General features: G+C 29.6%; 26 protein-coding genes and 1 tRNA gene. 10 read left to right on the forward strand and 17 right to left on the reverse strand.

Translation table 11 applies throughout. The features are described from left to right. Positions 1-15 precede the first annotated feature (15 nt). The 7 genes from Q0842_RS12755 to Q0842_RS12785 all read right to left on the reverse strand — a co-directional run bounded on the left by Q0842_RS12755 (position 16) and on the right by Q0842_RS12785 (position 8,289). Positions 16-2,283, reverse strand: coding sequence for an ATP-binding protein (locus Q0842_RS12755; RefSeq protein ID WP_298498653.1), 2,268 nt, complete (start codon positions 2,281-2,283; stop codon positions 16-18). Between the two features lie 126 nt (positions 2,284-2,409). Continuing rightward, entirely contained in the window at positions 2,410-2,697 is a 288-nt protein-coding gene (locus Q0842_RS12760; protein WP_298498655.1) for a twin-arginine translocase TatA/TatE family subunit, read from the reverse strand. A 159-nt stretch (positions 2,698-2,856) separates the two neighbouring features. Beyond that, positions 2,857-5,115, reverse strand: a complete 2,259-nt coding sequence (locus Q0842_RS12765; RefSeq protein ID WP_298498658.1) for a M1 family metallopeptidase — start codon at positions 5,113-5,115, stop codon at positions 2,857-2,859. A 108-nt stretch (positions 5,116-5,223) separates the two neighbouring features. Continuing rightward, entirely contained in the window at positions 5,224-5,727 is a 504-nt protein-coding gene (locus Q0842_RS12770; protein ID WP_298498660.1) for a DUF6702 family protein, read from the reverse strand. A gap of 62 nt (positions 5,728-5,789) precedes the next feature. Further along, positions 5,790-6,590, reverse strand: a complete 801-nt coding sequence (locus Q0842_RS12775) for a hypothetical protein (RefSeq protein ID WP_298498662.1) — start codon at positions 6,588-6,590, stop codon at positions 5,790-5,792. Positions 6,591-6,592: 2 nt separating this feature from the next. After that, positions 6,593-7,390: a carboxypeptidase-like regulatory domain-containing protein gene (locus Q0842_RS12780; protein ID WP_298498666.1), complete on the reverse strand. Its 798-nt coding sequence runs from the start codon at positions 7,388-7,390 to the stop codon at positions 6,593-6,595. Between the two features lie 104 nt (positions 7,391-7,494). Further along, positions 7,495-8,289 (reverse strand): carboxypeptidase-like regulatory domain-containing protein, encoded by a 795-nt coding sequence (locus tag Q0842_RS12785; RefSeq protein WP_298498669.1) that lies wholly within the window; start codon positions 8,287-8,289, stop codon positions 7,495-7,497. A gap of 109 nt (positions 8,290-8,398) precedes the next feature. On the opposite strand from Q0842_RS12785, the gene pepE reads away from it, so the two are divergent. Beyond that, the gene (gene pepE, locus Q0842_RS12790) at positions 8,399-9,106 is read left to right on the forward strand and encodes a dipeptidase PepE (RefSeq protein ID WP_298498672.1); all 708 of its coding nucleotides are present in this window, start codon (positions 8,399-8,401) and stop codon (positions 9,104-9,106) included. Between the two features lie 179 nt (positions 9,107-9,285). On the opposite strand, the gene Q0842_RS12795 is transcribed toward pepE, so the two are convergent. Together Q0842_RS12795 and Q0842_RS12800 are read right to left on the reverse strand one after the other, a co-directional pair. After that, a tRNA-Gly gene (locus Q0842_RS12795) sits at positions 9,286-9,358 on the reverse strand. Between the two features lie 47 nt (positions 9,359-9,405). Continuing rightward, complete coding sequence (locus tag Q0842_RS12800; RefSeq protein WP_298498675.1) at positions 9,406-9,831, reverse strand: GNAT family N-acetyltransferase; 426 nt, start codon at positions 9,829-9,831, stop codon at positions 9,406-9,408. 173 nt (positions 9,832-10,004) lie between these two features. Here Q0842_RS12800 and Q0842_RS12805 point away from each other — a divergent pair, with 173 nt between their 5' ends. After that, positions 10,005-10,355 (forward strand): GNAT family N-acetyltransferase, encoded by a 351-nt coding sequence (locus tag Q0842_RS12805; RefSeq protein ID WP_366941126.1) that lies wholly within the window; start codon positions 10,005-10,007, stop codon positions 10,353-10,355. Positions 10,356-10,448: 93 nt separating this feature from the next. Next, a complete protein-coding gene (locus Q0842_RS12810; protein WP_298498681.1) occupies positions 10,449-11,216 on the forward strand; it encodes a M48 family metalloprotease in 768 nt (255 codons plus the stop codon). Positions 11,217-11,293: 77 nt separating this feature from the next. Here the strand turns inward: Q0842_RS12810 and Q0842_RS12815 are convergent, their stop codons facing one another. Next, a complete protein-coding gene (locus Q0842_RS12815; protein WP_298498683.1) occupies positions 11,294-11,692 on the reverse strand; it encodes an ankyrin repeat domain-containing protein in 399 nt (132 codons plus the stop codon). 253 nt (positions 11,693-11,945) lie between these two features. Between Q0842_RS12815 and gpmI the strand changes: the two genes are divergently transcribed. Together gpmI and Q0842_RS12825 are read left to right on the forward strand one after the other, a co-directional pair. After that, complete coding sequence (gene gpmI, locus Q0842_RS12820; protein ID WP_298498685.1) at positions 11,946-13,460, forward strand: 2,3-bisphosphoglycerate-independent phosphoglycerate mutase; 1,515 nt, start codon at positions 11,946-11,948, stop codon at positions 13,458-13,460. A gap of 53 nt (positions 13,461-13,513) precedes the next feature. Then, entirely contained in the window at positions 13,514-13,918 is a 405-nt protein-coding gene (locus Q0842_RS12825; protein ID WP_298498688.1) for a BT0820 family HAD-type phosphatase, read from the forward strand. Positions 13,919-13,925: 7 nt separating this feature from the next. Here Q0842_RS12825 and Q0842_RS12830 read toward each other — a convergent pair whose 3' ends face one another. Then, complete coding sequence (locus tag Q0842_RS12830; protein WP_298498691.1) at positions 13,926-15,191, reverse strand: acetyl-CoA hydrolase/transferase C-terminal domain-containing protein; 1,266 nt, start codon at positions 15,189-15,191, stop codon at positions 13,926-13,928. A gap of 122 nt (positions 15,192-15,313) precedes the next feature. Here Q0842_RS12830 and map point away from each other — a divergent pair, with 122 nt between their 5' ends. From map to Q0842_RS12845, 3 genes are read left to right on the forward strand one after another with little or no spacing between them, the layout of a single operon-like run. Then, positions 15,314-16,132, forward strand: a complete 819-nt coding sequence (gene map / locus Q0842_RS12835; protein WP_298498694.1) for a type I methionyl aminopeptidase — start codon at positions 15,314-15,316, stop codon at positions 16,130-16,132. 1 nt (position 16,133) lies between these two features. Beyond that, positions 16,134-16,898, forward strand: a complete 765-nt coding sequence (locus Q0842_RS12840; RefSeq protein ID WP_298498697.1) for a class I SAM-dependent methyltransferase — start codon at positions 16,134-16,136, stop codon at positions 16,896-16,898. A 15-nt stretch (positions 16,899-16,913) separates the two neighbouring features. After that, positions 16,914-17,282 carry a DUF423 domain-containing protein gene (locus tag Q0842_RS12845; protein ID WP_298498699.1) on the forward strand — a complete coding sequence of 123 codons (369 nt, stop codon included), beginning with the start codon at positions 16,914-16,916 and terminating at the stop codon, positions 17,280-17,282. A gap of 13 nt (positions 17,283-17,295) precedes the next feature. Here the strand turns inward: Q0842_RS12845 and Q0842_RS12850 are convergent, their stop codons facing one another. Then, a complete protein-coding gene (locus Q0842_RS12850) occupies positions 17,296-18,273 on the reverse strand; it encodes an FAD:protein FMN transferase (protein WP_298498701.1) in 978 nt (325 codons plus the stop codon). A 15-nt stretch (positions 18,274-18,288) separates the two neighbouring features. Next, on the reverse strand, positions 18,289-18,666 hold the full coding sequence (locus tag Q0842_RS12855) for a Na(+)-translocating NADH-quinone reductase subunit F (protein WP_298498702.1): 378 nt from the start codon (positions 18,664-18,666) through the stop codon (positions 18,289-18,291). Between the two features lie 981 nt (positions 18,667-19,647). On the opposite strand from Q0842_RS12855, the gene Q0842_RS12860 reads away from it, so the two are divergent. Both Q0842_RS12860 and Q0842_RS12865 read left to right on the forward strand, forming a co-directional pair. Then, positions 19,648-20,388: a hypothetical protein gene (locus Q0842_RS12860; RefSeq protein ID WP_298498704.1), complete on the forward strand. Its 741-nt coding sequence runs from the start codon at positions 19,648-19,650 to the stop codon at positions 20,386-20,388. A gap of 354 nt (positions 20,389-20,742) precedes the next feature. Next, positions 20,743-21,195, forward strand: coding sequence for a Na(+)-translocating NADH-quinone reductase subunit F (locus tag Q0842_RS12865; protein WP_298498706.1), 453 nt, complete (start codon positions 20,743-20,745; stop codon positions 21,193-21,195). Positions 21,196-21,211: 16 nt separating this feature from the next. Here the strand turns inward: Q0842_RS12865 and nqrF are convergent, their stop codons facing one another. The 4 genes from nqrF to Q0842_RS12885 are packed head-to-tail and all read right to left on the reverse strand — an operon-like array spanning position 21,212 to position 24,685. Continuing rightward, entirely contained in the window at positions 21,212-22,519 is a 1,308-nt protein-coding gene (gene nqrF, locus Q0842_RS12870; RefSeq protein ID WP_298498710.1) for an NADH:ubiquinone reductase (Na(+)-transporting) subunit F, read from the reverse strand. 1 nt (position 22,520) lies between these two features. Further along, the gene (gene nqrE, locus Q0842_RS12875) at positions 22,521-23,240 is read right to left on the reverse strand and encodes an NADH:ubiquinone reductase (Na(+)-transporting) subunit E (protein WP_298498712.1); all 720 of its coding nucleotides are present in this window, start codon (positions 23,238-23,240) and stop codon (positions 22,521-22,523) included. 52 nt (positions 23,241-23,292) lie between these two features. Then, positions 23,293-23,937, reverse strand: a complete 645-nt coding sequence (locus Q0842_RS12880; protein ID WP_298498715.1) for an NADH:ubiquinone reductase (Na(+)-transporting) subunit D — start codon at positions 23,935-23,937, stop codon at positions 23,293-23,295. 1 nt (position 23,938) lies between these two features. Then, positions 23,939-24,685 (reverse strand): Na(+)-translocating NADH-quinone reductase subunit C, encoded by a 747-nt coding sequence (locus tag Q0842_RS12885; protein WP_298498718.1) that lies wholly within the window; start codon positions 24,683-24,685, stop codon positions 23,939-23,941. Between the last annotated feature and the right edge of the window lies 1 nt (position 24,686).

Here is a 24,686-nt window from a genome sequence, read left to right on the forward strand (position 1 = left end):
TCAAAATTATTTTATTTAAGAGGCTTGTGTGTTTACAAACTCTTTTTTCTTGCTTTTCTGTATGTTTTCATTAATGGTTTGGTAAAACTCATAATTATCAAAAGGTTTTGTAATAACCTTATTATAACCTATATCATTATAATTTTGCTTTACCTCTTCTATATCTGCTGCAGTAAGAGCTATAATTGGAATATTTTTATTAAACTCTCTAATAGTTTCTGTAGCTTCATTACCATTCATAATTGGCATGTTAATATCCATTAATATTAAATCGTAAGAATTGTTTTTAGCTTCAAATAAAGCATCTCTACCATTTTCAACTATAGTACATTTATAATTCTGCTTTTCTAATAATTTTTTGGTAACAATTTGATTAATTTTATTATCCTCTGCTAATAATATATTACATGTTTCATTTGGATTTATTAAACTTTTAATTTTATTTAAATCCTGTTCATGTAATCTGTTTTCTGTTTTAAGTTTATCTATTTCAAATTCTATATTAAAACTAAACTTAGTACCAACACCTTCTTCACTTTCTAATTTAATTGTACTTTTAAATAGCTCTATTAATTTTTTAGTAATTGATAGCCCTAACCCTGTACCTTGATAATTTATGTTACTATCTTTTAGTTGAGAAAAATTATCGAAAATGCTATTAAACTTATTTTCTGGAATACCAACGCCATTGTCTTCAACTTCAAAACATAGATTAACTAAATTATCTTTTGTATTAATTAACTTAACTCTCAAATTAATAGTTCCATTATTAGTGAATTTGACACTATTACCAATAAGATTTATAAGTATTTGAGACAATCTTATTTTATCACACTTAATTGTTTCTGGAACGCCTTTATCTATTGAAACTTTTAAATGATTGTTTGTTTCTTGTAATTTATATTCAAAAGAATTAACAATATGTTCAATGGTACTTTCTAAATTAACAGACGTATTTTTAAGTTCAACTTTACCAGCTTCCATTTTTCCAAATTGAAGAATATCATTTATTAAATTTAAAAGGTAATCTCCAGAGTGTTTTAAAGATTTAATATACTTTTTATCACGATTACCTAAGGTACTATTCTCTAGTAATAGAGAAGTAATACCAACAACACCGTAAAGTGGTGTTCGTAATTCATGCGAAACGTTAGAAATAAATTTAGTTTTTAATTCTGAAGACTTTAAAGCTTCATTTTTTGCTATTATTAATTGTTTATTTCTTAATTCTAATTTAGAACTCATTTTTCTTTTTGAGATGTAACCAAAGCATATAATAATTAATGAGATAATTAAAAGTAGTAATGCAATAATTACTATAACATTTACTTTTTTAATTTTATTAGCTACTTCTAACTGTAGAAGCCTTTCTGAGTTTGCCTTTTGTGCGTTATTCTTATAATCTTCAATTAGAAATTTAGATTTAATAATTAAATTTTGCTTTACTTTTTCTTCGTTTAAATATTTTTCTTTATAATTATTATGTTTCAATAAATTTAGAAAAGCATCTGCATTATTTCCAGATTTAGCCAAAGACAATGATAATTGCTTGTATATTTTACTTAAAAGCATATAATCTGTACTTTCTTTATCATTCTCAATTAAAGCAATAGCTTTTTTAAATTTAGTATTAGCGTTATTATAAAGTTCTTTATGAGTATAAAAAGTACCATATATATAGTTATAGTAGCTTATATCAGAAGAAATCACCGAATTGTTTTTAATATAATCACCTACTTTTAAGAGATTAATAAGTGCTTCTTGAGACTTTCCTATAGCAATATACAACTCGCTAAGGTTGAGTCTTATTTCAAATTCGACAGTATTTAGTTTTTTAACTTCTGCTAAAGTTTGAAGATTTTTTTTAGCAGTAAACTTTAAAGCATTCATTAAAAACTGATGGGCTTTAGCAAAATTATTTTCGTCTTTATTTATCTCTGCAAGATTTTTATATATGCTAGCAATCAAATAATTATCATCAATTATTTTTGCTTTAGTCAATGACAAAAAGTAGTATTCTTTTGCTGAATCATAATTTTCCATCAAATTATAAATATTACCTAAATTATAATTTGCAACGGCACTACCATAATTATCTTGAATAGAATCTGATAAGGTTTTAGCTATAATAAATTCTTTAAAAGATTTTACTATTTCTTTATCATTTAGTGATACAATTGCAGAAGAGTTGATATCATCAATTTCTTTGATAATATCTCTATCGTTTTTACCGAAAGACAAAATGGTAAATGACAGAAAACTAACAAGTAGGATTGTTTTCATGTTTTCAATAATTAGGTTTGGGATTCTAAAGGTATTTTAATGAAAACAGAGTGTCATACAAATTCGCTGAAGAGTAAAAATAAATTGACTAATAGACGAACTACATATCGACAAACAGATAAAAGGCTAAAATTTACGTTTTACAGAACCCGTAAATTCTTCTAAATTATCTTTTACTTTATCAAGTTCCTTTTTTACGTCCTTTGTGATGCTGGTATCAATACCATTTTTTTCTGCAGTTTTTGTGATTTCGTGTTTAATATCGTTAGTAGCGTCTTTAAGAGTTCGCATACCTTTACCTAATCCACGAGCAATTTCTGGCAACTTATCGGCACCAAATACCATAATGGCTATAAATAGTATAAAAGCTATTTCGCCACCGCTAATAAATAAGAATGTTGTTTGTTGTATCACGTTACAAATATAGTAAGTTGTTTTATTATATCATTTAACAAATTAAGCAATAGTGATAAATTAACTTCTTTTTATAATATTTTAAAGTACCAAACTGCAATTAAATAAAAAAAGCCGATTATAAATAATCGGCTTTTAATAAATTATGTTGGTTTCTTTTTAACCTTTTACTTTTTCTTTGAATTTATCAAACTTGTTGGCTTCAACTTTTTTAGGCCAAGAATTATTAGATGTATCAACATCGGCAGTTTCTAAATCAGGATCAATAGTTAAACCAGTAATGGCTTTATTTGTTCTAAACACTTTACTAACTTCATTCTCATTATATCTCCATATTTGAGCCGGAAATATTTTTCTTTCGGTAGTACCATCTTCATAAGCTATTTCTAAAATTATTGGCATTACTAAACCTCCTGGTTTTTCAAAAGTAACTTCGTAGAAATATTTAGGCGCATCTTTTAATCTTGCTTTTTCTTGTTCAGGTAAACTTTCAATATAATCAGTTAAAAATTTAAAATCTGAAACACTTTTTGCTTCAGAAGGTTTTTCACCTTCTTTAGATTCTGCATAATACACTAAAGCATCTTTGTACTCATCTAAATTCATATTATACTTCTTAGCAGTTTCTTTTGCTGCTTCAGTTGGCTGGTCTGTTAAATAATATTGTTTAACACCTTTAACCCCAATATCTGTATAATCTGTTGTATAAAACCAACCTCTCCAGAACCAGTCTAAATCCATCGCCGAAGCATCTTCCATTGTTCTAAAGAAATCTGCTGGTGTTGGGTGTTTAAACATCCAACGTTGTGAGTATGTTCTAAAAGCATAGTCAAACAATTCTGGCCCCATAATAGTTTGTCTTAACATATATAACCCTGCAGCTGGCTTGGTATATGCGTTTGGACCAAATTTATGAACATAATCACCTTGAGACATAATAGGTGAAATAAAATTTTGATCACCACCCATATAAGGAACAATATCTTTTGGAAGATTTCCTGTTATAAAATTAGGGTCATAATCTAGTTCTGCTAAAGTTTCTACAAAAGAGTTTAAACCTTCATCCATCCATGTCCATTGGCGCTCATCACTATTTACAATCATAGGGAAAAAGTTGTGTCCAACTTCATGAGTAATAACACCAATCATACCTCTTTTTAATCTTTCTGAATATGTACCATCTGGTTTAGGGCGGCCATAGTTAAAACATATCATTGGGTATTCCATTCCCATTTGAGCATGTACCGAAATAGCTTTGCTATAAGGATAATCAAAAGTTAATTTAGAGTATTCTTCGAGCGTATTAGCAACAACTCTTGTAGAGTGCTCTTCCCATAATGGGTTACCTTCTTTTGAATACATTGAAATAGCCATAACCGATCTTCCATTAATATTAACCGCCATTGCATCATAAATAAATTTTCTTGAGGTAGCAAAAGCATAATCTCTAACATTTTTAGCTTTAAAATGCCATGTTTTTTCTTTTGTGCTTCTTTGTGTTTCGGCTTTTTCGGCTTCTTCTTGAGTGATTATAAAAACAGGATTATCAAAAGTTTTTGTGGCTTTCTCATAACGTTTTAACTGCTCTTTAGTAAAACACTCTTTTCTGTTTTGTAATACACCTGTTGCCTCTAACATGTGATCTTCTGGCACAGTAATTTTAACATCAAAATCTCCAAATTCTAATGCAAATTCACTTCTTCCCCAGAATTGCATATTTTGCCATCCTTCAACATTATCATAAACACAAAGTCTTGGGTAAAACTGCGCTATTACGTAGGTGTTATTTCCATCAGGGAAAGCTTCATAACCAGATCTTCCTCCATCTACAATATGATTATTAACATTATACCACCATTTTATTTTAAACTCAAAAACTTCTCCTGGTGCTAATGGTTTTGGTAAATTAATTCGCATCATGGTTTGATTTATCATAAAAGGTAAATCAGACCCATCATCATTTTTAACATATTCTATATTAAATCCACCATCAAAACGTTTTTTTAAGTTCGCTTTTGTAAAAGATTGTGGTCCATTAAAAGCGGCATTAAAACTTTCAGAGTTAATATCTGGAGTTTTAGAGTCTTGGGCACGCATATTTTGATCTAGCTGTACCCATAAATACTCTAAATAATCTTTAGAGTTATTATGATAGGTTATTTTTTCATCACCAAATATTTGACTTTTGTTTTCATCTAAACGAAGATTCATTACATAATCGACCTGTTGTTGTGTATAGGCATGACCTGGAGCACCTGAAGCCGTTCTTGTTTCGTTTGGTGTAGCCAAAACGTCTTTCATTTGTCTAAATTTGTTCTGATCTGTGTGACCTTGTGGTTTTTCTTTAGCTTGCTCTTGAGCAAAAACGCCAGAAAAAAGAAATAAAAATGATAAGAACAGATAAGCGTGTTTTTTCATAGTTGTTTTTAGTTTATTAGAAAAAAAAGTGTTTTTTGCAATTTTCGTTAAAAGATTATTACAAAATGTCATCGAAAGTACTAAATTATGCATTCAATTTACTTTGTTTTAATTAAATTTTAACAAAGCATTAGGATTTTTGGAAGTTAAAATGACACTTTTATTTTTTGAATTTATTTTAGTTTTTATAATGTTTTGCTGGTCCTTCTGTAAATCGAATAAAATGGTATTTGTAATGGAAAAAGTTTCTATTGTTTTAACATCTTCTACTTCTAAATAACATTTTATTATATCGCCTTCATACTCTTTTCCAATAAAATTAAACATAACACTCTCATTATCAACCTTTAACTTTAATTTGTCTTGAAGGTATTGGTTAATGTATACATCAAATTTATTAGCTTCATTTTTTTCTGCAAGCACAATACTTTCGCTGTAATTTAACTTTAAAGCACTTTCAAAATCATCAATAAAAATTCTAGAAATGATTTGAATTGATTGTTTTTCTTCTACATAATTAACCTGAGTAACACTTATATAATATTTGTGTATTGATGTAAATGCAAAAAGAGGAATTACAAATGCTATTATTAAATATTTAAAATGCTTCATGTATATGGTTTCTAATTAACAAAATTACTTTTTTTGAATTTCAAAAAGCATTCCAAATAGTGTTATTTTTTAATTGTATTTAAATTACTTATATATTGTTTATACTTCATCCTTAAAAAAATCAAGATTTTAAAATCTGTTTGATTTTTACAATGTTTAATAAAATTAGTATCATCTGCACAGAAATAAAAGAAATCTGATTTTAGTTTTTCGTCTAAAGGGTTAGACGCAAAAAAGTCATTAGCTAATCGACCTTTTATACTTTGTATTAATGATTCTTTTCCTTCAATTTCAACTCTTTTTTTAAGCATTTTTGTTCTTCCACTTAGCCCATTAATTATGGGGTTTAATGGCACACCTCCTCCTAATAAACCTAATAACATTTTTGGCTTAAAAACACCTGCTTCACTTAAACGCCTTTCACTTTGTGTAGCTGGTTTACCGGTATATCCTGGAATACCAACATCGTAAAAATTAATAGGCGCATTACCATCAATATTTTTAATATCGGCCATTAAATCTCCAGACAACACTTTTCCAACAACAACCTCATCTAGCTCATTAATTTGCTCGTCAAGTATTACAAACAAAGCCTCATTTAAAAGGATTTCTTTAGAGATTATTACTTCTTTTAATTTATGTTGTATTGATGAAAACGTTAAAGTGTCATTTAATTTTACTGTTATATTAAAATGTCCTTTAACATCTGTTATTGTAAAAACTTGGGCCGTTTTATTAATAACATGAATGTTTTCAATATTCGACTCACTTTTTACTCTACCAACAATTTCTATAGATTGAGAAAAAATATTTTGAAATCCAATCAAAATAAACAACACTAAAACTACCTTTATTTTTAGCATATTCATTTTTTTAAAAATAGATTACGTTGTTCACCTAAATATTGAATGAGTAAAATTTCGTTTTCGGGTTTTAAAAGCTCAGGTTTTATAACTTTAGTTTCAATAAAGGCAATAAAAAGCTGAATTTTTTCTTCAGGAATTTCAAATTGTTCTTGGATGTATTTTAAACTATAAATACTTAGCAAGTCTTTAGGCTTATCGTATTCAAAACCTACAAAAATTTTCTTTTTTAGTTTTAACTCCTTTTTAGAATTAAATATGAGCCCTAAAATTTTACCAATGTTAGGTAAATAATTACGAGCATTAGGATTTATAATGGACTTTAAATGGTTTTGTGTAACAGATTTATCGAACGCCTTATCATCATGATATTCAAAATCAATATTCATATTTCCCATTTCAAGCATAATGGGTTTTATATTTTTAACCTTAGAAACATCTGTTTCTATATTACCGGTTAAACCAGATGATAGTGTTACAGCATCTAATTGATTTACTTCCTCTACCAACTGTATTTTTAATTGTTTTGATTTGATAATATCCGAATCAATTAAAACAGTAACTACTTGAAATTGTAGTGCCGAAATTTCAATAACATCATTTAAACCTACTTTTAATTTAAACTCGCCATTTGGGTTGGTAATTGTGCCTTTATTTGTAGATTTATTAAAAATAGTTACTGCTTCAACATCGTTGTTACTTGACAATAGTATACCACTTACCTCTATCCTATTAACAGATTGTCCGTATATAGGTAGCGTTAAGGAAACAAAAAGAATAACAAGTAATATTCTAATCAAACTAAATAAATTAGACTATAAAGAACGTACTTGAAATCTTAAAGAAAATGTAAATAGCCTCTAATGTTTTGTTAAAAGGCAAATTCTAGTAGAGTAATTATTAGTTAGTTTTTTAAGAATTCATTACTTTTTTTGTTTAGTAGTTCAAGAAATTCCATTTCCTTACCATAATTAAGTAAAGAAAAATCAAAATCGCCACTCTCAACAAAACTGATAAATTCTTCCACACGATGTTCGGGAATTTTAAAATTATCAACCAAAAATTCAGATCCGAAATAATATTTAACAGCTTCAATTGGCACATTAGGCACCCCATTTTTCTTATTATCTTTTACCTTCGATCTAAATAAAGGCAATAATAATTGGTCAACAACATTAACAATATTTAATCCATTTACCATTGGCAAGTGTTGCCTATCAACATTTAAATTGTTTACTTCAGTTTTATAATCTTGTTCAAAATTATATTCTTTACTATTCCTAACTCCAAAATACAAAGCATCTAATTGTGGTGTAAATGGTTTTGTAGCTTCTAAATCTGTATTTAAATTTCCAGAAAGTCCTTTTGTAAAAACAATTACCTCATCTAATTTATTAATCTCTTCAATTAAAAAGAGTTTCATTTTTTTAGATTTAATTATAGCCTCATTAACCTTAAAACTTATATTCTGATATTGTAGCGCACTAACTTCAATATTATCATTTAAAGTAACCTTTAGTGCAAATTCACCTTTTTCATCAGTTATGGTTCCAGTATTTGATGACGTATTAAAAATTGTAATACCAGATATATCGCTACCTTCTACAATAATTTTACCAGAAACTTCTATTCTATTTATGTTTTGAGCAACACCGTTTATAGTGATTAAAATAGCTAAAAAGAGCATGAATTTTTTCATAGTTTTTTTATTTATTAAATTACCACTTTTAATTTAAATGTTAAAGAAAATTACACGAAATATTTGTCAAAAAAAATCATTTTACTTTACAAACAAACCAATACTTTTTATGCAAAACATTATTATTGCTAGCACATCAACCATTCATGGAAGCGGATATTTAGAGTATATACTAGAAGACTTAAAAGTTTTTTTTAAAAATATAGACACCATAGTTTTTATCCCTTATGCAAGACCTAGTGGGATTTCTTATAACGAGTATACTAAAATTGCAGAAAAAGCATTTAATAAAATCGATAAGAAAATAAAAGGCATACATGAGTTTGATAATCCTGTAGAAGCCATAAAAAAAGCAAAAGGCATTTTTGTAGGTGGTGGCAATACTTTTGTATTATCAAATCAATTACAAAAAAACAATTTAATTGATACCTTAAAGCAAGTTGTAAAAACCGGAACACCATATTTGGGAACCAGCGCAGGCAGTAATATTTGTGGTTTAACTATAAAAACCACTAACGATATGCCTATAGTTTACCCACCAAATTTTAATGCTCTGGGACTAGTACCTTTTAACATAAACCCACATTACCTAGACCCAGACCCAAATAGTAAGCACAAAGGCGAAACCAGAGAAACGCGCATTAAAGAATTTCATCATTATAACACACAACCCGTTATTGGCTTAAGGGAAGGTAGTTGGTTACATGTAAAAAACAATTCAATAATTTTAAAAGGCCAATTAACAGCACGTATTTTCGAATACAACAAAACACCTTTCGAGGTAGCATCTGGTACAGAATTAAATCAATTAAAATAAAAAAATTATGGGCGTGCCCCTAAAAAGGGTCGGGCTATCCGTTACAAGTCCTCGCTCGTGCCTCGCTGTGGGCTTTACTCTACTATCCCTCACGCAAGCACAAGCAAAAAACCAATATATCTCGAATTAAGAAACTTATTTGTATAAAAAAAGCTTCATCGTAATGATGAAGCTTTTTGAGCGGGAGACCAGGTTCGAACTGGCGACATTCAGCTTGGAAGGCTGACGCTCTACCAACTGAGCTACTCCCGCTTTTTCAGCTGCAAATATATAAACTGTTTCTTCTTCTACAAGAAAAATTAAATGTTTTTTATAAAATGATATCCTAAAATTTTAAAGCCCTCATTAAAATAAAATTTATGTGATTGATAATTAGAAACATACGTATTTAACTCCATAGCTTCATAGCCTTTCTTATTAACGTAATTATAAATCCATTCAAAAAAAAGCGTTCCTAAACCTTGGCCTCTGTAAGCATCGTCTATAATTACATGGTCTGGCTCAACACTTCTTCCAGAATAATGTCTAGTACAATACCACAAACCACAAACACCTATAAGTTTATTACCATCATAAATAACGGCACACTCGTAATTTTGGTTTGTCATTTCAGAAAAGCGTTCCTCTAAAAGCTTTTTAGACACCTTAAAGTCATTTAACTTTTCAACCAATGGTATTATAGTATTAATATTTTCTTTTTCTAAAATTTTAAATTCAAAAGGCATAAAAAAAATTTTAGTGAAGGTAATAATTCTACAAAAAATTTTTAAGTTTGAAATAATTAAAAAAAGCAAAAACTATTCACAACTCAGACTATATAATCAAACAAATAAGCTCTGCAGAAACATATTTTGTAAGACATCCTGTTTTAAGAACCGGAAAACCTGTTGAATCTTGTATTTTAAATGGCGATAATTGGGAGGAAACAATGCACTTAGGCATGTATCATAAAGACAAAATAATTGCTGTGTGTACATTTATAAAACAAGCCAACCCTAACATTTTAGAAACTCAACAATATCAATTAAGAGGAATGGCGGTAACTAAACCATTTCAGGGTAAGGGTTTAGGTGGAATTATTTTAAGATATGGCGAAAATTTGTTAATTAAAAAAAGTGTGAAAATTGTTTGGTGCAATGCTAGAGAAGTTGCCATTAATTTTTACAAAAAAAGTGGTTATCAAATTATTGGAGAATCTTTTAACATAAAGGATGTTGGCTTACATTACTCCATGTACAAAACCTTGTAAACTACATATTAAAGGCGTGACTAAATTTAAAATTATGTGTCAAACTTTCATAAACTAAAATTTTTTGTAATTTTAGAATCAAACTTTTTTAAAATGAGAGGAAGAAATCTAAAAGTCCGTTTACTTATTGGTGCAGCCATTGCATTATTCTTTGTATTTAAAAGATGCAGCCAAAGAGAAGAGAACCCATATACAGGCAGAATGCAAACTATATCTATGACACCAGATAAAGAAATTGCAATAGGTTTACAAAGCGCACCTCAAATGGCACAACAACATGGTGGCTTACACCCAAACAACCAATATCAGGCATTAGTTGATAATGTTGGAAATAAATTAGTAAATAATAGTATTGCTAGACAAACACCATATCAATACGAATTTCATTTATTAGCAGACCCAAATACCATTAATGCTTTTGCTTTACCAGGAGGGCAAATATTTATTACTCATGCTCTTTTCGCTAAGCTAGAAAATGAAGACCAACTAGCAGGTGTGTTAGGTCATGAAATAGGACATGTATTAGGAAGACATAGTGCAGAACGAATTGCCGAAAGCGAATATTGGCAAGGCTTAGCAACAGCAGGCTCTGTTGGTGCAGACATGGGAGGATTAGTAAGTGGAATTGGCCAAAACACCTTATTAACTAATGGAAGAGATGATGAATTAGAAAGTGACGACCTTGGTGTTAAATTTATGATTAAAGCTGGTTATAACCCTGAAGAAATGATAGGTGTTATGGAAATATTAAAGAATGCTGCAGGACCTAATAGGGTTCCAGAATTCAAGAGTACCCACCCAGACCCAGATAATAGAATAGAAAAAATTGAAGAAGCCATTGATAAATATAAAAATCAATAAAAAATAATTAAGCCTCGTTTATAACGAGGCTTAATTTTTGAGTGACTAACTCTAATAATTATTATTTTATTTAATTATTATTTTTTGGCTTTAGCATCAGCTAATGCTTTTACTATTATAGCTTCGGCATCTTTAGCTCCATGTAATTTTGCGTATTTTAAAGCTGTCATTTTTTTATCAGATTTAGCTTTTAAATTCGCACCATGTACAATTAAAAGTTTTAAAATATCTGTTCTATTAAATTTTGCAGCATACATTACAGGAGTCATTCCATTTGATTTGGCATTAACATCGGCACCTCTACTAATTAGTTTCTGTACTGTTTCTATATCGCCTTTAGCGATTGACACACAAAATGAATTTACTTTAAAAAAAGCCTCTACTTTGTAGTTAACAGATTGGTTTACAGGTGTTGCATTTACTGATACAATTGAAAAGCATAATGCGATTGCGGAAATAATGATTGTTTTTTTCATGATGAAAGATTTTAATTTGATTTATTGATTTATGTTTTTTGATATACTAAAGAGACGACAAAAATTTCAATTTGTTACAGAAAAATTTAGTTATAACGCTTTTTTAACGTTTATTTCACAAATTATTAACGAAATCGTTTTCTTAAACAAACATTACACAAATCCTTAAAAAATAAGGCTTTTCAGAGGTTTTTTTAACCTCTTTTATAACTTACTTTCTTATCTTTGTTTGGTCTTAAAATTTTAACAAAAAATGAACAAAAAAGTTATTTTAATGATTCTTGATGGTTGGGGAAACTCTCCAGACCCTAAAGTTTCTGCTATCGATCATGCCAATACACCATTCATAGATTCTTTGTATAAAAAATATCCTTTTGCAACATTACGAACCGATGGTTTACATGTAGGTTTACCAGAAGGGCAAATGGGAAATAGTGAAGTTGGCCATATGAATTTAGGTGCAGGAAGAATTGTATATCAAGATTTAGCAAAAATTAATTTAGCTATTGAAAAAGATACTTTAAAAGATGAAAAGGTATTAGTTGATGCTTTAAAATATGCTTCAGATAACAATAAAAATGTTCATTTTTTAGGATTATTAAGTAATGGTGGTGTGCATGCTCATACAAATCACTTAAAAGGATTTATTGATGCGGCAAACAAAGCAGGTGTAAATTCTTTTGTACATGCTTTTACAGATGGTAGAGACGTAGACCCTAAGTCTGGAAAAAGTTATGTTGAAGATTTAGAACAATACATTGATGGTACAAACACAAAAATAGCAACCATAACAGGGCGTTACTATGCCATGGATAGAGATAATAGATGGGAGCGTGTAAAACTAGCTTATGATGCTATTGCAAATGGCGTTGGTACAAAAACATCGAATCCAACACAAAATATCCAAGCTAATTATGATAATGATGTAACTGATGAGTTTATTAAACCACTAATTGTAACAGATAGTAATAATGAGCCAGTAGCAAAAGTAGAGAAGGATGATGTTGTTATCTTTTTTAACTTTAGAACAGATAGAGGTCGCGAATTAACCGAAATGTTAAATCAAAAAGACTTTCCGGAGTACAATACCAAAAAAATTGACTTATACTATGTAACAATTACAAATTATAGTGATGCTTTTAAAGGCATTAAAGTCATTTTTAATAAAGACAATATTACAGAAACACTTGGAGAAGTACTAGCTAAACATGGTAAAAAGCAAATTAGAATTGCTGAGACTGAAAAATATCCACATGTTACATTTTTCTTTTCTGGCGGGCAAGAAGAACCTTTTAAAGGAGAATCTCGTATTCTTAAAAACTCACCAAAAGTAGCTACCTACGATCTAAAACCAGAAATGAGTGCCTTCGAATTAAAAGACGCACTAGTACCAGAACTTGAAAAGGGTGATGTTGATTTTGTTTGCTTAAACTTCGCAAACGGAGATATGGTTGGTCATACTGGAGTTATGGAGGCTGCAATAAAAGCTTGTGAAGCAGTTGATGCATGCGTTAAAGATGTTGTAACTACAGGACTAAATAATGGATATACAACTTTACTAATAGCAGATCACGGAAACTGTGAAACGATGATAAATCCAGACGGATCACCAAATACAGCACACACAACAAACCCTGTTCCTGTTATTTTAATTGATAATGAACTTAAGGAAATAAAAGATGGTGTTTTAGGTGATGTTGCACCTACTATATTAAAACTTATGAATGTTGAACAACCAGCAGCAATGACTCAACATCCTTTAGTTTAATTAATTTTAGAATAAAAAGTGTAACTTTATACGGTATAAAAGCCCAAAATTAAATGAATTTTAACGATACACTCATTATTGCTGTTGATTTTGATGGTACTATAGTTGAAGATGCTTACCCCAAAATAGGCAAACCTATTTTGTTTGCCTTTGAAACTTTAAAAAAGTTACAAGAAGATGGTCATCGTTTAATTTTATGGACTTACAGATGTGGAGCCAAACTTGATGAGGCTGTTAAGTTTTGTGAAGACAATGGCATACGTTTTTACGCAGTAAATAAAAGTTTTACAGAAGAAGAATACACCAATGATATTAGTAGAAAAATAAATGCCGATTTATTTATAGACGACAGAAATATAGGTGGTTTTCCAGGTTGGGGAGAAGTCTATCAAATGCTAACAAATTCAACACCACCAATTCCTGAAAAGAAAAAAGGATTTTTTGGACTTTTTAGATAATACAATTTTAAATTAAATCGAAATAAGCCTTATCAATAGATTCTCTATGATCAGGATGTGCTATATTGACTAAGGCTTTCACCCTATCTTTAATTGTTTTTCCGTATAAATTAGCAACACCATATTCAGTAACTACATAATGCACATGAGATCTTGTTGTTACTACACCTGCACCAGGTTTTAAGCAAGGTACAATTCTACTCACACCTTTATTAGTAATAGAAGGCAATGCAATTATAGCTTTACCACCTTCACTTAATGATGCCCCTCTTATATAATCCATTTGACCTCCAACTCCCGAATACATTTTTGAACCTAAAGAATCTGCACAAACCTGGCCTGTAACATCAACTTCAATTGCAGAATTAATTGCAACCATTTTAGGATTCTGCTTAATAATTGATACATCATTTACATAATCTGAAGCACGCATTTCAATAAATGGATTATCATCAATGTAATCATACAAACGTTTTGAACCTATTACAAACGTTGTAAGAGCACGACCCGGATTTATATTTTTATAATTCCCATTAATAACATCGCTAAGAATCAAATCAATAACACCATCAGAAAACATTTCTGTATGTAAACCTAAATTTTTATGATTTGTAAGTCGAGATAATACGGCATTAGGAATAGTACCTACCCCCATTTGCAATGTACTCCTATCTTCAATTAAATCTGCAATATAACCTCCTATTTTGTCTTCAACCGCAGATGGTTTGCCATAAATATGTGTTGGTATTGTTTCATTACATTCAACAAACAAATCAATTTCAGTATTATGAATAATACCATCTCCATGAGTTCTAGGCATTTGCTTATTTACCTGTGCAATTACGATTTTTGCATTATCTATAGCAGCTAAAGTTGCCTCAACTGAAACCCCTAAAGAACAATACCCATGTCTATCTGGAACAGAAACATGAATTAACGCAACATCTAAAGGCAATATATTTCTTTTAAAAAGTAGTGGCAGTTCACTTAAAAAAACTGGAGTATAAGATCCATTGCCTGCGGCCAATGTATGGCGTACGTTATTTCCAATAAAGAAAGAATTTACATGAAAACTATCACGAAATTTAGGATTAGCATAGGGCGCATCTCCTTCAACATGTAAATGACAAACCTCAACATTTCTTAACTCCTCATGCCTCTCGGTCATAGCATTAATTAATAATTGGGGTGCAGCTGCTGCTGCTTGTAAATAAACTCTATCGTTATTTTTAATAACTTTCACAGCTTCTTGAGCACTAACACTTTTATACATTTTAAAACTATTTTATCGAATAAATTTATAGATTTAAATGGATAAATAAACTATCAAATGTCATATAAGACAATAAATAATTAATTTATAAAATGAGTATCTTTGCCAATATTTTTTATAACATGATTAAAGTAAAAACTAGAGAAGAAATTGAATTAATGCGTGAAAGTGCATTAATAGTATCGAAAACTTTAGGTGAATTAGCTAAAGCAATAAAGCCTGGTGTTACAACACTTGAATTAGATAAAATTGCCGAAACATGTGTTAGAGACCATGGTGCAATTCCTGGGTTTTTAGGCCTTTATGATTTTCCTAATACCCTATGTATGAGTCCTAATTCTCAAGTAGTGCACGGAATCCCTAATGAAATTCCTTTAGTAGAAGGCGATATTATTTCAATTGATTGTGGTGCACTTAAAAACGGTTTTTATGGAGACCATGCTTATACTTTTGCTGTAGGTGAAATTGCTCCTGAAACTAAAAAACTACTAGAAGTAACTAAAGAGTCTCTATACGTTGGCATTAGAGAGTTTAAAGCAAATAACCGTGTTGGAGATGTTGGTTACGCAATACAAAAATACTGTGAAGATCATGGCTATGGTGTTGTAAGAGAACTTGTTGGCCACGGATTAGGTAGTAAAATGCATGAAGACCCAGAAATGCCAAACTACGGTAAACGTGGTAGAGGTAAAAAATTTATAGAAGGTATGGTTGTAGCCATTGAACCTATGATTAACATGGGTACACACCGTATTAAACAACATAGAGATGGTTGGACAATAACTACTCAAGATAATAAACCATCTGCACATTTTGAACATGATGTAGCCTTGGTTGATGGAAAACCCGAACTACTTTCAACCTTTGCTTATATTTATGAAGCATTAGGAATAGAGAGTAACGAGGAAGATGAATTCAGACAAAAAGCTTTAGTGCTTTAAAATGAAACGTCTTTTTAAAACTATTCTCAATATAGTCCCTAGACCATTATTAATTAGGCTAAGCTATATTATTCGTCCTGTTTTGGCTTTTTTTCTAAAAGGAAATAAATTTACTGACCCTATTGACGGAAAAGGTTTTAAAACCTTTTTACCTTACGGATATGGCAAACAACGTAACAATGTTTTATCGCCATCAACTCTTAGTTTAGAGCGCCATAGGTTACTTTGGTTGTATCTAAAAAATGAAACCAATTTCTTTTCTGCCAAATTAAAAGTATTGCATTTTGCTCCTGAACAAGCATTTTATAAACGGTTTAAAAAGATGGATAATTTAGATTATGTTACTACAGATCTAAATTCGCCGTTAGCAGATGTAAAAGCAGATATATGTAACCTTCCATTTAAGGAAAATGAATTTGATATAATATTATGTAATCATGTATTAGAGCATATACCAGATGACACAAAAGCAATGCAGGAACTGTATCGAGTATTAAAGATTGGTGGCATGGGAATTTTTCAAATCCCTCAAGATTTAAATAGAGCAGTTACATTTGAAGACGATAGCATTACTGATAAAAAAGAACGAGCTAAAATTTTTGGACAATATGACCATGTTCGTATTTACGGTCTAGACTACTTTGAAAAATTACGCAAAATTGGTTTTAAAGTTAGCGAAGTGGATTATACTACAAAACTTACCAACTCTGAAATAGAAGCATATTGCCTTGCTAAAGGCGAGATTATTCCAGTAGTTTTTAAATAAAAAACATTTATTCTTATGACACAACAAACTATTATTGCAACAGCTTCATTATTCGGTATGTTATCTGTAATATTTGGTGCATTTGGTGCTCATGCTTTAAAGAAGATATTAAGCAATGATCAATTAAAAAGTTTTGAAACTGGTGTAAAATATCAAATGTATCATGCCATAGTTTTATTAGTTTTAGGCATAAATAATGATTTCACAACAAAATCAATATATTGGTGCTTTACTTTGGGTATTATATTGTTTTCTTTTAGTATTTATGGTTTAGTACTGTCTGATGCTAAAGGAAAAAAGTTTCGTTTTTTAGGACCTATTACACCAATAGGAGGATTATTATTAGTAATGGGCTGGCTATTATTAATTATCTCTTCTTTTTAAAATAATAAACTATTTACTCATCAGGAAAACCATTAAGAGATAATGTTTCTAAAGCTTTATTATCATTCTCAAAAATCAAAAAAGCTTTTAGCTCTGGATGTATTTCTAAAAAACTTTTAATTTTTTCAATACCCATAGCTTTGAAAGCTGTAGCATAAGCATCTGCAATCATACATTCTTTTGCAATTACAGATACACTTAACAAATTTGTTTTACTTGGATAACCTGTCTCTGTATCTATAATATGGGCGTAACGATTTCCGTTTTCATCTACCTTAAATTTTCTATAAGTACCTGACGTTGCCATGGCTTCATCTTTTAAAGATATAGCTTTTAAAATAGATTGACCACCTTCAAAATTTGGCTTTTCCACTCCCACTTTCCAGTCACTCATTTTATGAGAATTTATTCCTTTAACTCGTATTTCTCCTCCAATTTCTACTAAATAATTATTTACACCATTAGACTCTAAATAATCTCCAACAACATCTACAGCATACCCTTTAGCTATTGCATTAAATTCTAAATACACATTAGGGTTTAATTTTCTTATAATGTTATTATGTCTATATGTTTTATCACTACCAACATATTGCATTAAACTGTCTATTTTTAAACTATCAACAACTTCAATAGTATTTTCTGCACCAAATTTCCAGGCATTTACTACATTTCCAATAGTTGGGTCGAATGCACCTTCTGTAAGTCCAAAAATTTCTTTTGAAGTATCATAAACCTTAATGAAGTGGTTATCAACTTCAAAAGATTCATTTCTGTTAAGTTTTGAAATATCTGAATTTGTTTGATAAGTAGATAAAGATTTGTTTATTATATAAAACAAGCTATCTATTTGTTTTTCATAATTTATGTTTGAATCATAAATTATAGAATAACTTGTTCCAAAAACAGCACCACTAAGTTTAGTGTTTTCAGTATTCTGCTTACAAGAAAAATTTAATATTAAAACTAATACCAATAAAAATTTATTCATTTTAAATATTTAATTTCAATTTAAATTAGTTTCTAAAACTTGAATACCATTATACTCTAATAAATAATCTTGATTTAAATATATAGGCTTACTTTCACCATCAACACTACCAATCCCAACTCCTGCATATAAAACTTTAGCATCATTTTCTCTTGCGTGGCTTTTAAAAGACTCCATCCAAACAACATCGTAATTATTTGGGTTTTCAGGTAATTTTACTGCTCGAACTATAACAAAAAAGTACTGCTTATTTTTATCCATACAAACAAACTGCGGGTGCTTTTTAAGTTTACTATTAATAGCAATAAATTCAAAACCACGTTGCTCTAAATCTTTTCCAACATGATTCATGGCTAGATTATGTAATTCTTGATCTGTTAAAGGCTTACTCATAGTATAAAAATAATATAAAAGTTAATGAGATGATGACATTTTAAAATTGTTTCGATAAGATGATATATAAATCATATAACCTGTTAAATCCTTTTTATCATAAAGACTTTTTCACCTATTTAATACTCATTTTAACACTATTTTTCCTTGTAGATAAAAGAATAAAAAAACAAATTAAAGTATAAGTAAGAATAAAACTAACTTTTAAAATAATCAAAATAAAAATCGATATTTTGAAAATCCAAAAACAAATATTTACAAACTAATAAAGCATTTTTACGCTATTTGATAAACTATAAAATAAATCCAGAATGGATACAAACCGGTAATTGCTATTATTTCAATTTAACTGTACAAAGCAAAAACAGACCTCCAAATACATCTGTTTAAAATTAATATCTAAACGAAGGCTACAAGAAATTATAGAAACATATTTTAATTCTAATTCAGGTTATGTTTATGAAAGTCAAAAATGAAGAAATAAAACAAAGGCGTTTAACGATAAATAAACCACTTAACAGTATAGTATTTGGCTAATAATGAAATAATTGTATCTTTCCTATAGCTATTAATTTTCAATATACATTAGGCTTGTAAAATCAAATAAAGCTCTTATTTTTTGACAAAAAACAATTAATCTCAATATTTTAAAATAGATGGTTTTAAAAAAAGTTGAAACGCTTAGTTCTTATAAATAGTTGTTTAATAAAACATGTAATTATCTAGATGTTTTATTTAAGTTCAGTTATAAATAAAAAGTACATCAAAGAAATGATAAAACGAACGACATGAATTTTAATAATATTACATAAACAGTTAGCTATATGTTTAAACATCTAAGTCTTTAAAAAACTATGAATCTTTAATTTAAAGGTATTAGCTTTTATTGAAGATGAAATTAGAAGAATTAACAATTCTCACTAAATATTATCGTTTATGAAAAATTATGGGCTTTAATTTAGACCTAAAATAATACAAAGATTGAAAGATAATAACAAAATATCACAAGAGTTACTTGAAATTATAGAACGTTACATAAATGGTTCTATGCCCCCACAAGAGCTGAAAGATTTTAACCAACTTCTTGAACTTGACAATGATTTTAAAACAAAAGTAGAGGATGTTAAAATAATGCTCTCAGGAATTGAAACACAATCATTAAAAGAAAAGCATGATGAACTTCATCAGGATAATTATAAAACTTCAGAAAAAAAATCTAGTACTAATAAAATTAGGTTTTTATACTATAGAAAAATAGCAATTGCTGCAGCAATAATTTTTGCTATTGGTAGTATTTGGTTTTTTGCCACCTCAAAAAACGATAAGCTATTCACTAAATATTTTAAGCCAGACCCAGGTATAACAACTACAGCAAAAAATCCTAACAATTTAGAGTTTTATGATGCCATGGAGAATTATAAACATGGAAATTTTATTCAAGCTATTAATAAATGGAGAATAATACAAGAAAGAAAACCAAATAATGATACTTTAAATTATTTTATAGGTGTAGCTTATCTATCAGATAACAACATAATTGATGCTATCCCATTTTTAGAACGATCAATTGAAGCTGATGATAGTTTTATATTTTTAGATGAAGCATACTTATATTTAGGATTAGCGTATTTAAAAGAAGGAAATCTTGAGCTAGCAAAAAAGCATTTAAGTACTAGTGAAACAAGTAAAGCTAGGAAGCTTATTTCAGAACTAAAAAAATAAACTTAAAACCTATCTTTACACACCTTCAAATTAAGGAACACAAATTCCTAAACAACTATATATCAAACACATATATCACCTTACAAATACAACTTGATTGTTATTTGGAGTATTAAGGGTTACAAGTATGATTGCAAAACACTATGAAAAAATATTTTTCTTGCAATAAAAGTTTTAGCTATTTTTATGTTTGATTACATATAAATAAATTAAAATGAGAGTAAAATTTATAAGAAAACAAGTTAATTATAACAAGTATGGTGCTATTATAAATTTAGTCTGAAACTAAAATTTAAGGATAGTTTTATATACGAATGTTAAGTTTTTAGTAACTTTAAATAAAACTAATATGTTATGGATACAACACTCCGCTTAGAATCTGCTATAAAAAAACTCTATATTTCGTTTCATAATAACACTATAAACCCAGAATGTTGTAAACAATGTGCTGTCGGTAATATTTTAGATAATACAGATAGCTGGAAACACTTATCTGATTATCACGGCTCTTTAAATCTAAATTATGTTGGTAAAGTGAATCAAAATTTGGGCAAAAAGTTCAATGGATATTCTCCTTTAGAATTACTTAAAATTGAGCATATATTTTTAAAAGCTTGTGGTTTTCAATTACCACTTCATCATAAAAACAATAAACCTAAAAACACTACAGATAAGAATGTTCTTTTCAATGGTTTATATGCTGTTATTTCTTTTCTATGTGAATTAGATGGAGTTTCAAATGTTATGGATTACACTAACCTATTTAAAATTAAGAATAAAAAAACCGACACTTTCGTATCGGTTTAATATTTTGAGAATCTTATTATCCTCCAAAGTCATCAAATCTAATATGCTCATCTGGGATACCAAAATCTTCACCCATTTTCTGAACTGCTTTGTTCATTAATGGTGGTCCACAGAAATACAATTCAATATCTTCTGGCGATTCGTGTTTACTTAAATAATTATCTATAACACAGTTATGAATAAAGCCAACAAATCCGTCACCTGGAGCATCAATATCTTCTTTTACTTTCCAATTATCTTCTTCCATAGGTTCAGATAAAGCTAAGTAGAATTTAAAGTTTGGAAACTCTTTTTCTAATTGCTCAAAATGATCTAAGTAGAATAACTCACGTTTAGATCGACCACCATACCAATAAGTTACTTTTCTACCTGTTTTTAAGGTTTTGAATAAATGGTATAAGTGAGATCTCATTGGTGCCATTCCAGCACCCCCACCAACATAAAGCATTTCACTTTCAGAATCGTTGATAAAGAATTCACCATAAGGTCCTGAAATGGTTACTTTATCTCCTGGTTTTTGATTAAAAATATAAGATGAAGCAATACCTGGATTAACATCCATCCATCCATTTTTAGCTCTATCCCATGGTGGACAAGCAACACGTACATTTAACATGATTTCACGCCCTTCTGCTGGGTAAGAAGCCATAGAATATGCTCTTTCTATAGTTTCTGTGTTTTTCATTACTAATGGCCATAAAGCAAATTTATCCCATTCTGTTTGAAATTTATCAGGTGTATCATGTTCTTCTGGGTGAGCTGTAATATCCATATCTGAATATTTCACTTCACATGGAGGAATTTCAATTTGAATATAGCCACCTGCTTTGTAACCCATATCCTCAGGAATCTCAACAACAAATTCTTTAATAAATGATGCCACATTATAATTACGAACTACTGTAGCTTCCCATTTTTTAATTCCAAATACTTCTTCTGGAATGGTGATATTCATGTCTTGTTTTACTTTAACTTGACATGCTAATCTTGCTCCATGTTGCAATTCTTTACGAGAAAAATGAGGTGTTTCAGTAGGAAGTGCTTCTCCTCCTCCTTCTAATACATGACATTCACATTGAATACATGTTCCACCACCACCACAAGCCGATGGTAAGAATATTTTATTATTTCCTAAAGTTGATAACAAAGTACCTCCAGAAGCTACTTCTATTTCCTTTTCACCGTTAATAGTTATCTTAACTGGACCAGACGGTGATAATTTTTGTTTAACAAAAAGTAATAAACTAACAAGTACTAACGTAATTATTAAAAACGCTGCAACTGTTGCTATAACTGTCCCTGTTGTTCCTGCTGCTAAAATCATATTACTTTACTATTTTAGTATTATCTGCTAAATCTTTAGCTTCTTCTGTTTTTAATGTCTCAACTTCAATGGCTGTTTCTGTAGCTGGTTGTTCTTCCTCATCACCTCCAGTTAACATACCACCAAAACTTAGGAAACCAATACCCATTAAACCTGTAATTATAAATGTAATTCCCAAACCTCTTAATGGTGCAGGTACATTACTATATCTAATTTTTTCTCTAATGGCTGCAATAGCTAAAATGGCTAAAAACCATCCTATTCCAGAAGAAATACCGTAATTAAATGCTAAACCTAAGGTTTCAATTTCACGAGATTGCATAAATAACGAACCTCCTAAAATAGCACAGTTTACTGCTATAAGTGGTAGAAATATACCTAAAGAGTTATATAATGAAGGTGAAAATTTTTCTACTACTATTTCAACTAATTGAACCATCGTTGCAATAGTTGCAATAAACATAATGAAAGAAAGAAAACTTAAGTCGTAATCTGCATATTCTTCACCTAACCATTTTAATGCTCCAGGTTGTAATAAATATTGATCCAATAACCAGTTTAATGGTACTGTAATAGCTAATACAAATATAACTGCAGCTCCTAAACCAACAGCAGTTGCAACTTTTTTAGATACGGCTAAATATGAGCACATCCCAAGGAATACTGCAAATACCATGTTATCAATAAAAATCGATTTAAAAAATAATTCTATATGTTCCATATTCTTTATTTTGATGTAATTCTAAATCAAGTTTAGAAATTACAAGTCAATTTTAGTCTTCTATTAATGCTTTATTTCTACTACGTTGTACCCAGATAATTAAACCAACTACTATTAAAGCCATTGGTGGCATTAACATGAATCCGTTATTTTCATAACCTATTGAGTAAACGCCTGTTTGCTCTATTGGATCACCAAGTACAGGTATACCAAATAAAGTACCTGAACCTAATAATTCTCTAAAGAAACCAACTATAACTAATATTAAAGCATACCCTAAAGCATTACCAATACCATCTAAGAATGATTTCCAAGGGCCATTAGCTAAAGCAAATGCTTCAAAACGTCCCATAATGATACAGTTTGTAATAATTAATCCTACAAATACAGATAATGTTTTACTTAACTCATAAGCAAATGCTTTTAAAACCTGGTCAACAATAATTACTAATGCGGCAACTACAATAAGTTGTACAATAATTCTAATTTTTGAAGGAATGATATTTCTCATTAAAGAAATAACAACGTTACCAATACCTAAAACGAAAAGCACAGCAATACCCATAACCAACGATGCTTTTAACTCTGCAGTAATAGCTAAAGCAGAACAAATACCTAATACTTGAATAGTAATTGGATTGTTATCAGCTAACGGGTCTGTGATTAACTTCGCATCTTTTTTTGAAAGTAGTCCCATATTATTTTAACGTTTTAAAGTAAGGTAAATATAATTTTAAATCTTTCTTGATCATGGCAGAAACACCATCGCCAGTAATAGTTGCACCAGCTAATGCATCAACTTCATAATCATCTTTTATTTCATTTTTAGGGTCGTTATTACCTTTAGCAACAGAAATCCCTTTGAATACTCCTGCTTCAGTTAATAAACGCTCTCCATAAAAGTCATCCATGAAATAACGTTGTTTAATGTTTGCTCCTAATCCTGGTGTTTCCCCTGCATGATCGAAAAAAGCACCTTGAACAACCATATTTTTATCAAGAGCTACATAGCCCCAAATAGCATCCCAAAGTCCTTTACCTCTAATTGGTGTAATGTAAAAAGTTTTTCCTTCTTTTTCACCAACAAATAAAGGTAAGCGTCTTGTTCCTCCATTTTTTGCTTTTGCTTGCTCCTTTTTTATATCAATTAGGTAAGCTGAATTATCTTCTTTAGCTACACCATTTTCAATAATTAATTGTTGTTTGATATACTTAGAAAATTCATCTGCAACTTTATCGGTTCCAACGAAAGTGATATCACCAGTACCTTCATTACCATTTACACCCATAGCATACAGAATATTCTGTTGCTTTTCCATACGTTTATTCTCGTCGATATTAGGTCTTAACGATGATGCCGTAAACGCTAATAACGAACCTACAACTAATACCATCGCTACAGCGAAGATTATAGTATAAGAGTTTTTATCTGTATTAACTGCCATA

This window comes from uncultured Algibacter sp., assembly GCF_947495675.1.
Taxonomy (GTDB): Bacteria; Bacteroidota; Bacteroidia; order Flavobacteriales; family Flavobacteriaceae; genus Algibacter_B.

Excerpts from the sequence above, each read along its gene's own strand:
- Q0842_RS12865 (WP_298498706.1), top strand. The coding sequence starts at position 20,743 with ATGGATACAACACTCCGCTTAGAATCTGCTATAAAAAAACTCTATATT.
- Q0842_RS12885 (WP_298498718.1), bottom strand. The coding sequence starts at position 24,685 with ATGGCAGTTAATACAGATAAAAACTCTTATACTATAATCTTCGCTGTA.
- Q0842_RS12765 (WP_298498658.1), bottom strand. The coding sequence starts at position 5,115 with ATGAAAAAACACGCTTATCTGTTCTTATCATTTTTATTTCTTTTTTCT.
- Q0842_RS12880 (WP_298498715.1), bottom strand. The coding sequence starts at position 23,937 with ATGGGACTACTTTCAAAAAAAGATGCGAAGTTAATCACAGACCCGTTA.
- Q0842_RS12815 (WP_298498683.1), bottom strand. The coding sequence starts at position 11,692 with ATGAAAAAAACAATCATTATTTCCGCAATCGCATTATGCTTTTCAATT.
- Q0842_RS12830 (WP_298498691.1), bottom strand. The coding sequence starts at position 15,191 with ATGTATAAAAGTGTTAGTGCTCAAGAAGCTGTGAAAGTTATTAAAAAT.
- nqrE (WP_298498712.1), bottom strand. The coding sequence starts at position 23,240 with ATGGAACATATAGAATTATTTTTTAAATCGATTTTTATTGATAACATG.
- Q0842_RS12770 (WP_298498660.1), bottom strand. The coding sequence starts at position 5,727 with ATGAAGCATTTTAAATATTTAATAATAGCATTTGTAATTCCTCTTTTT.
- Q0842_RS12855 (WP_298498702.1), bottom strand. The coding sequence starts at position 18,666 with ATGAGTAAGCCTTTAACAGATCAAGAATTACATAATCTAGCCATGAAT.
- Q0842_RS12825 (WP_298498688.1), top strand. The coding sequence starts at position 13,514 with ATGAATTTTAACGATACACTCATTATTGCTGTTGATTTTGATGGTACT.
- Q0842_RS12755 (WP_298498653.1), bottom strand. The coding sequence starts at position 2,283 with ATGAAAACAATCCTACTTGTTAGTTTTCTGTCATTTACCATTTTGTCT.
- nqrF (WP_298498710.1), bottom strand. The coding sequence starts at position 22,519 with ATGATTTTAGCAGCAGGAACAACAGGGACAGTTATAGCAACAGTTGCA.
- Q0842_RS12810 (WP_298498681.1), top strand. The coding sequence starts at position 10,449 with ATGAGAGGAAGAAATCTAAAAGTCCGTTTACTTATTGGTGCAGCCATT.
- Q0842_RS12800 (WP_298498675.1), bottom strand. The coding sequence starts at position 9,831 with ATGCCTTTTGAATTTAAAATTTTAGAAAAAGAAAATATTAATACTATA.
- Q0842_RS12840 (WP_298498697.1), top strand. The coding sequence starts at position 16,134 with ATGAAACGTCTTTTTAAAACTATTCTCAATATAGTCCCTAGACCATTA.
- pepE (WP_298498672.1), top strand. The coding sequence starts at position 8,399 with ATGCAAAACATTATTATTGCTAGCACATCAACCATTCATGGAAGCGGA.
- map (WP_298498694.1), top strand. The coding sequence starts at position 15,314 with ATGATTAAAGTAAAAACTAGAGAAGAAATTGAATTAATGCGTGAAAGT.
- Q0842_RS12785 (WP_298498669.1), bottom strand. The coding sequence starts at position 8,289 with ATGAAAAAATTCATGCTCTTTTTAGCTATTTTAATCACTATAAACGGT.
- Q0842_RS12850 (WP_298498701.1), bottom strand. The coding sequence starts at position 18,273 with ATGAATAAATTTTTATTGGTATTAGTTTTAATATTAAATTTTTCTTGT.
- gpmI (WP_298498685.1), top strand. The coding sequence starts at position 11,946 with ATGAACAAAAAAGTTATTTTAATGATTCTTGATGGTTGGGGAAACTCT.
- Q0842_RS12775 (WP_298498662.1), bottom strand. The coding sequence starts at position 6,590 with ATGCTAAAAATAAAGGTAGTTTTAGTGTTGTTTATTTTGATTGGATTT.
- Q0842_RS12845 (WP_298498699.1), top strand. The coding sequence starts at position 16,914 with ATGACACAACAAACTATTATTGCAACAGCTTCATTATTCGGTATGTTA.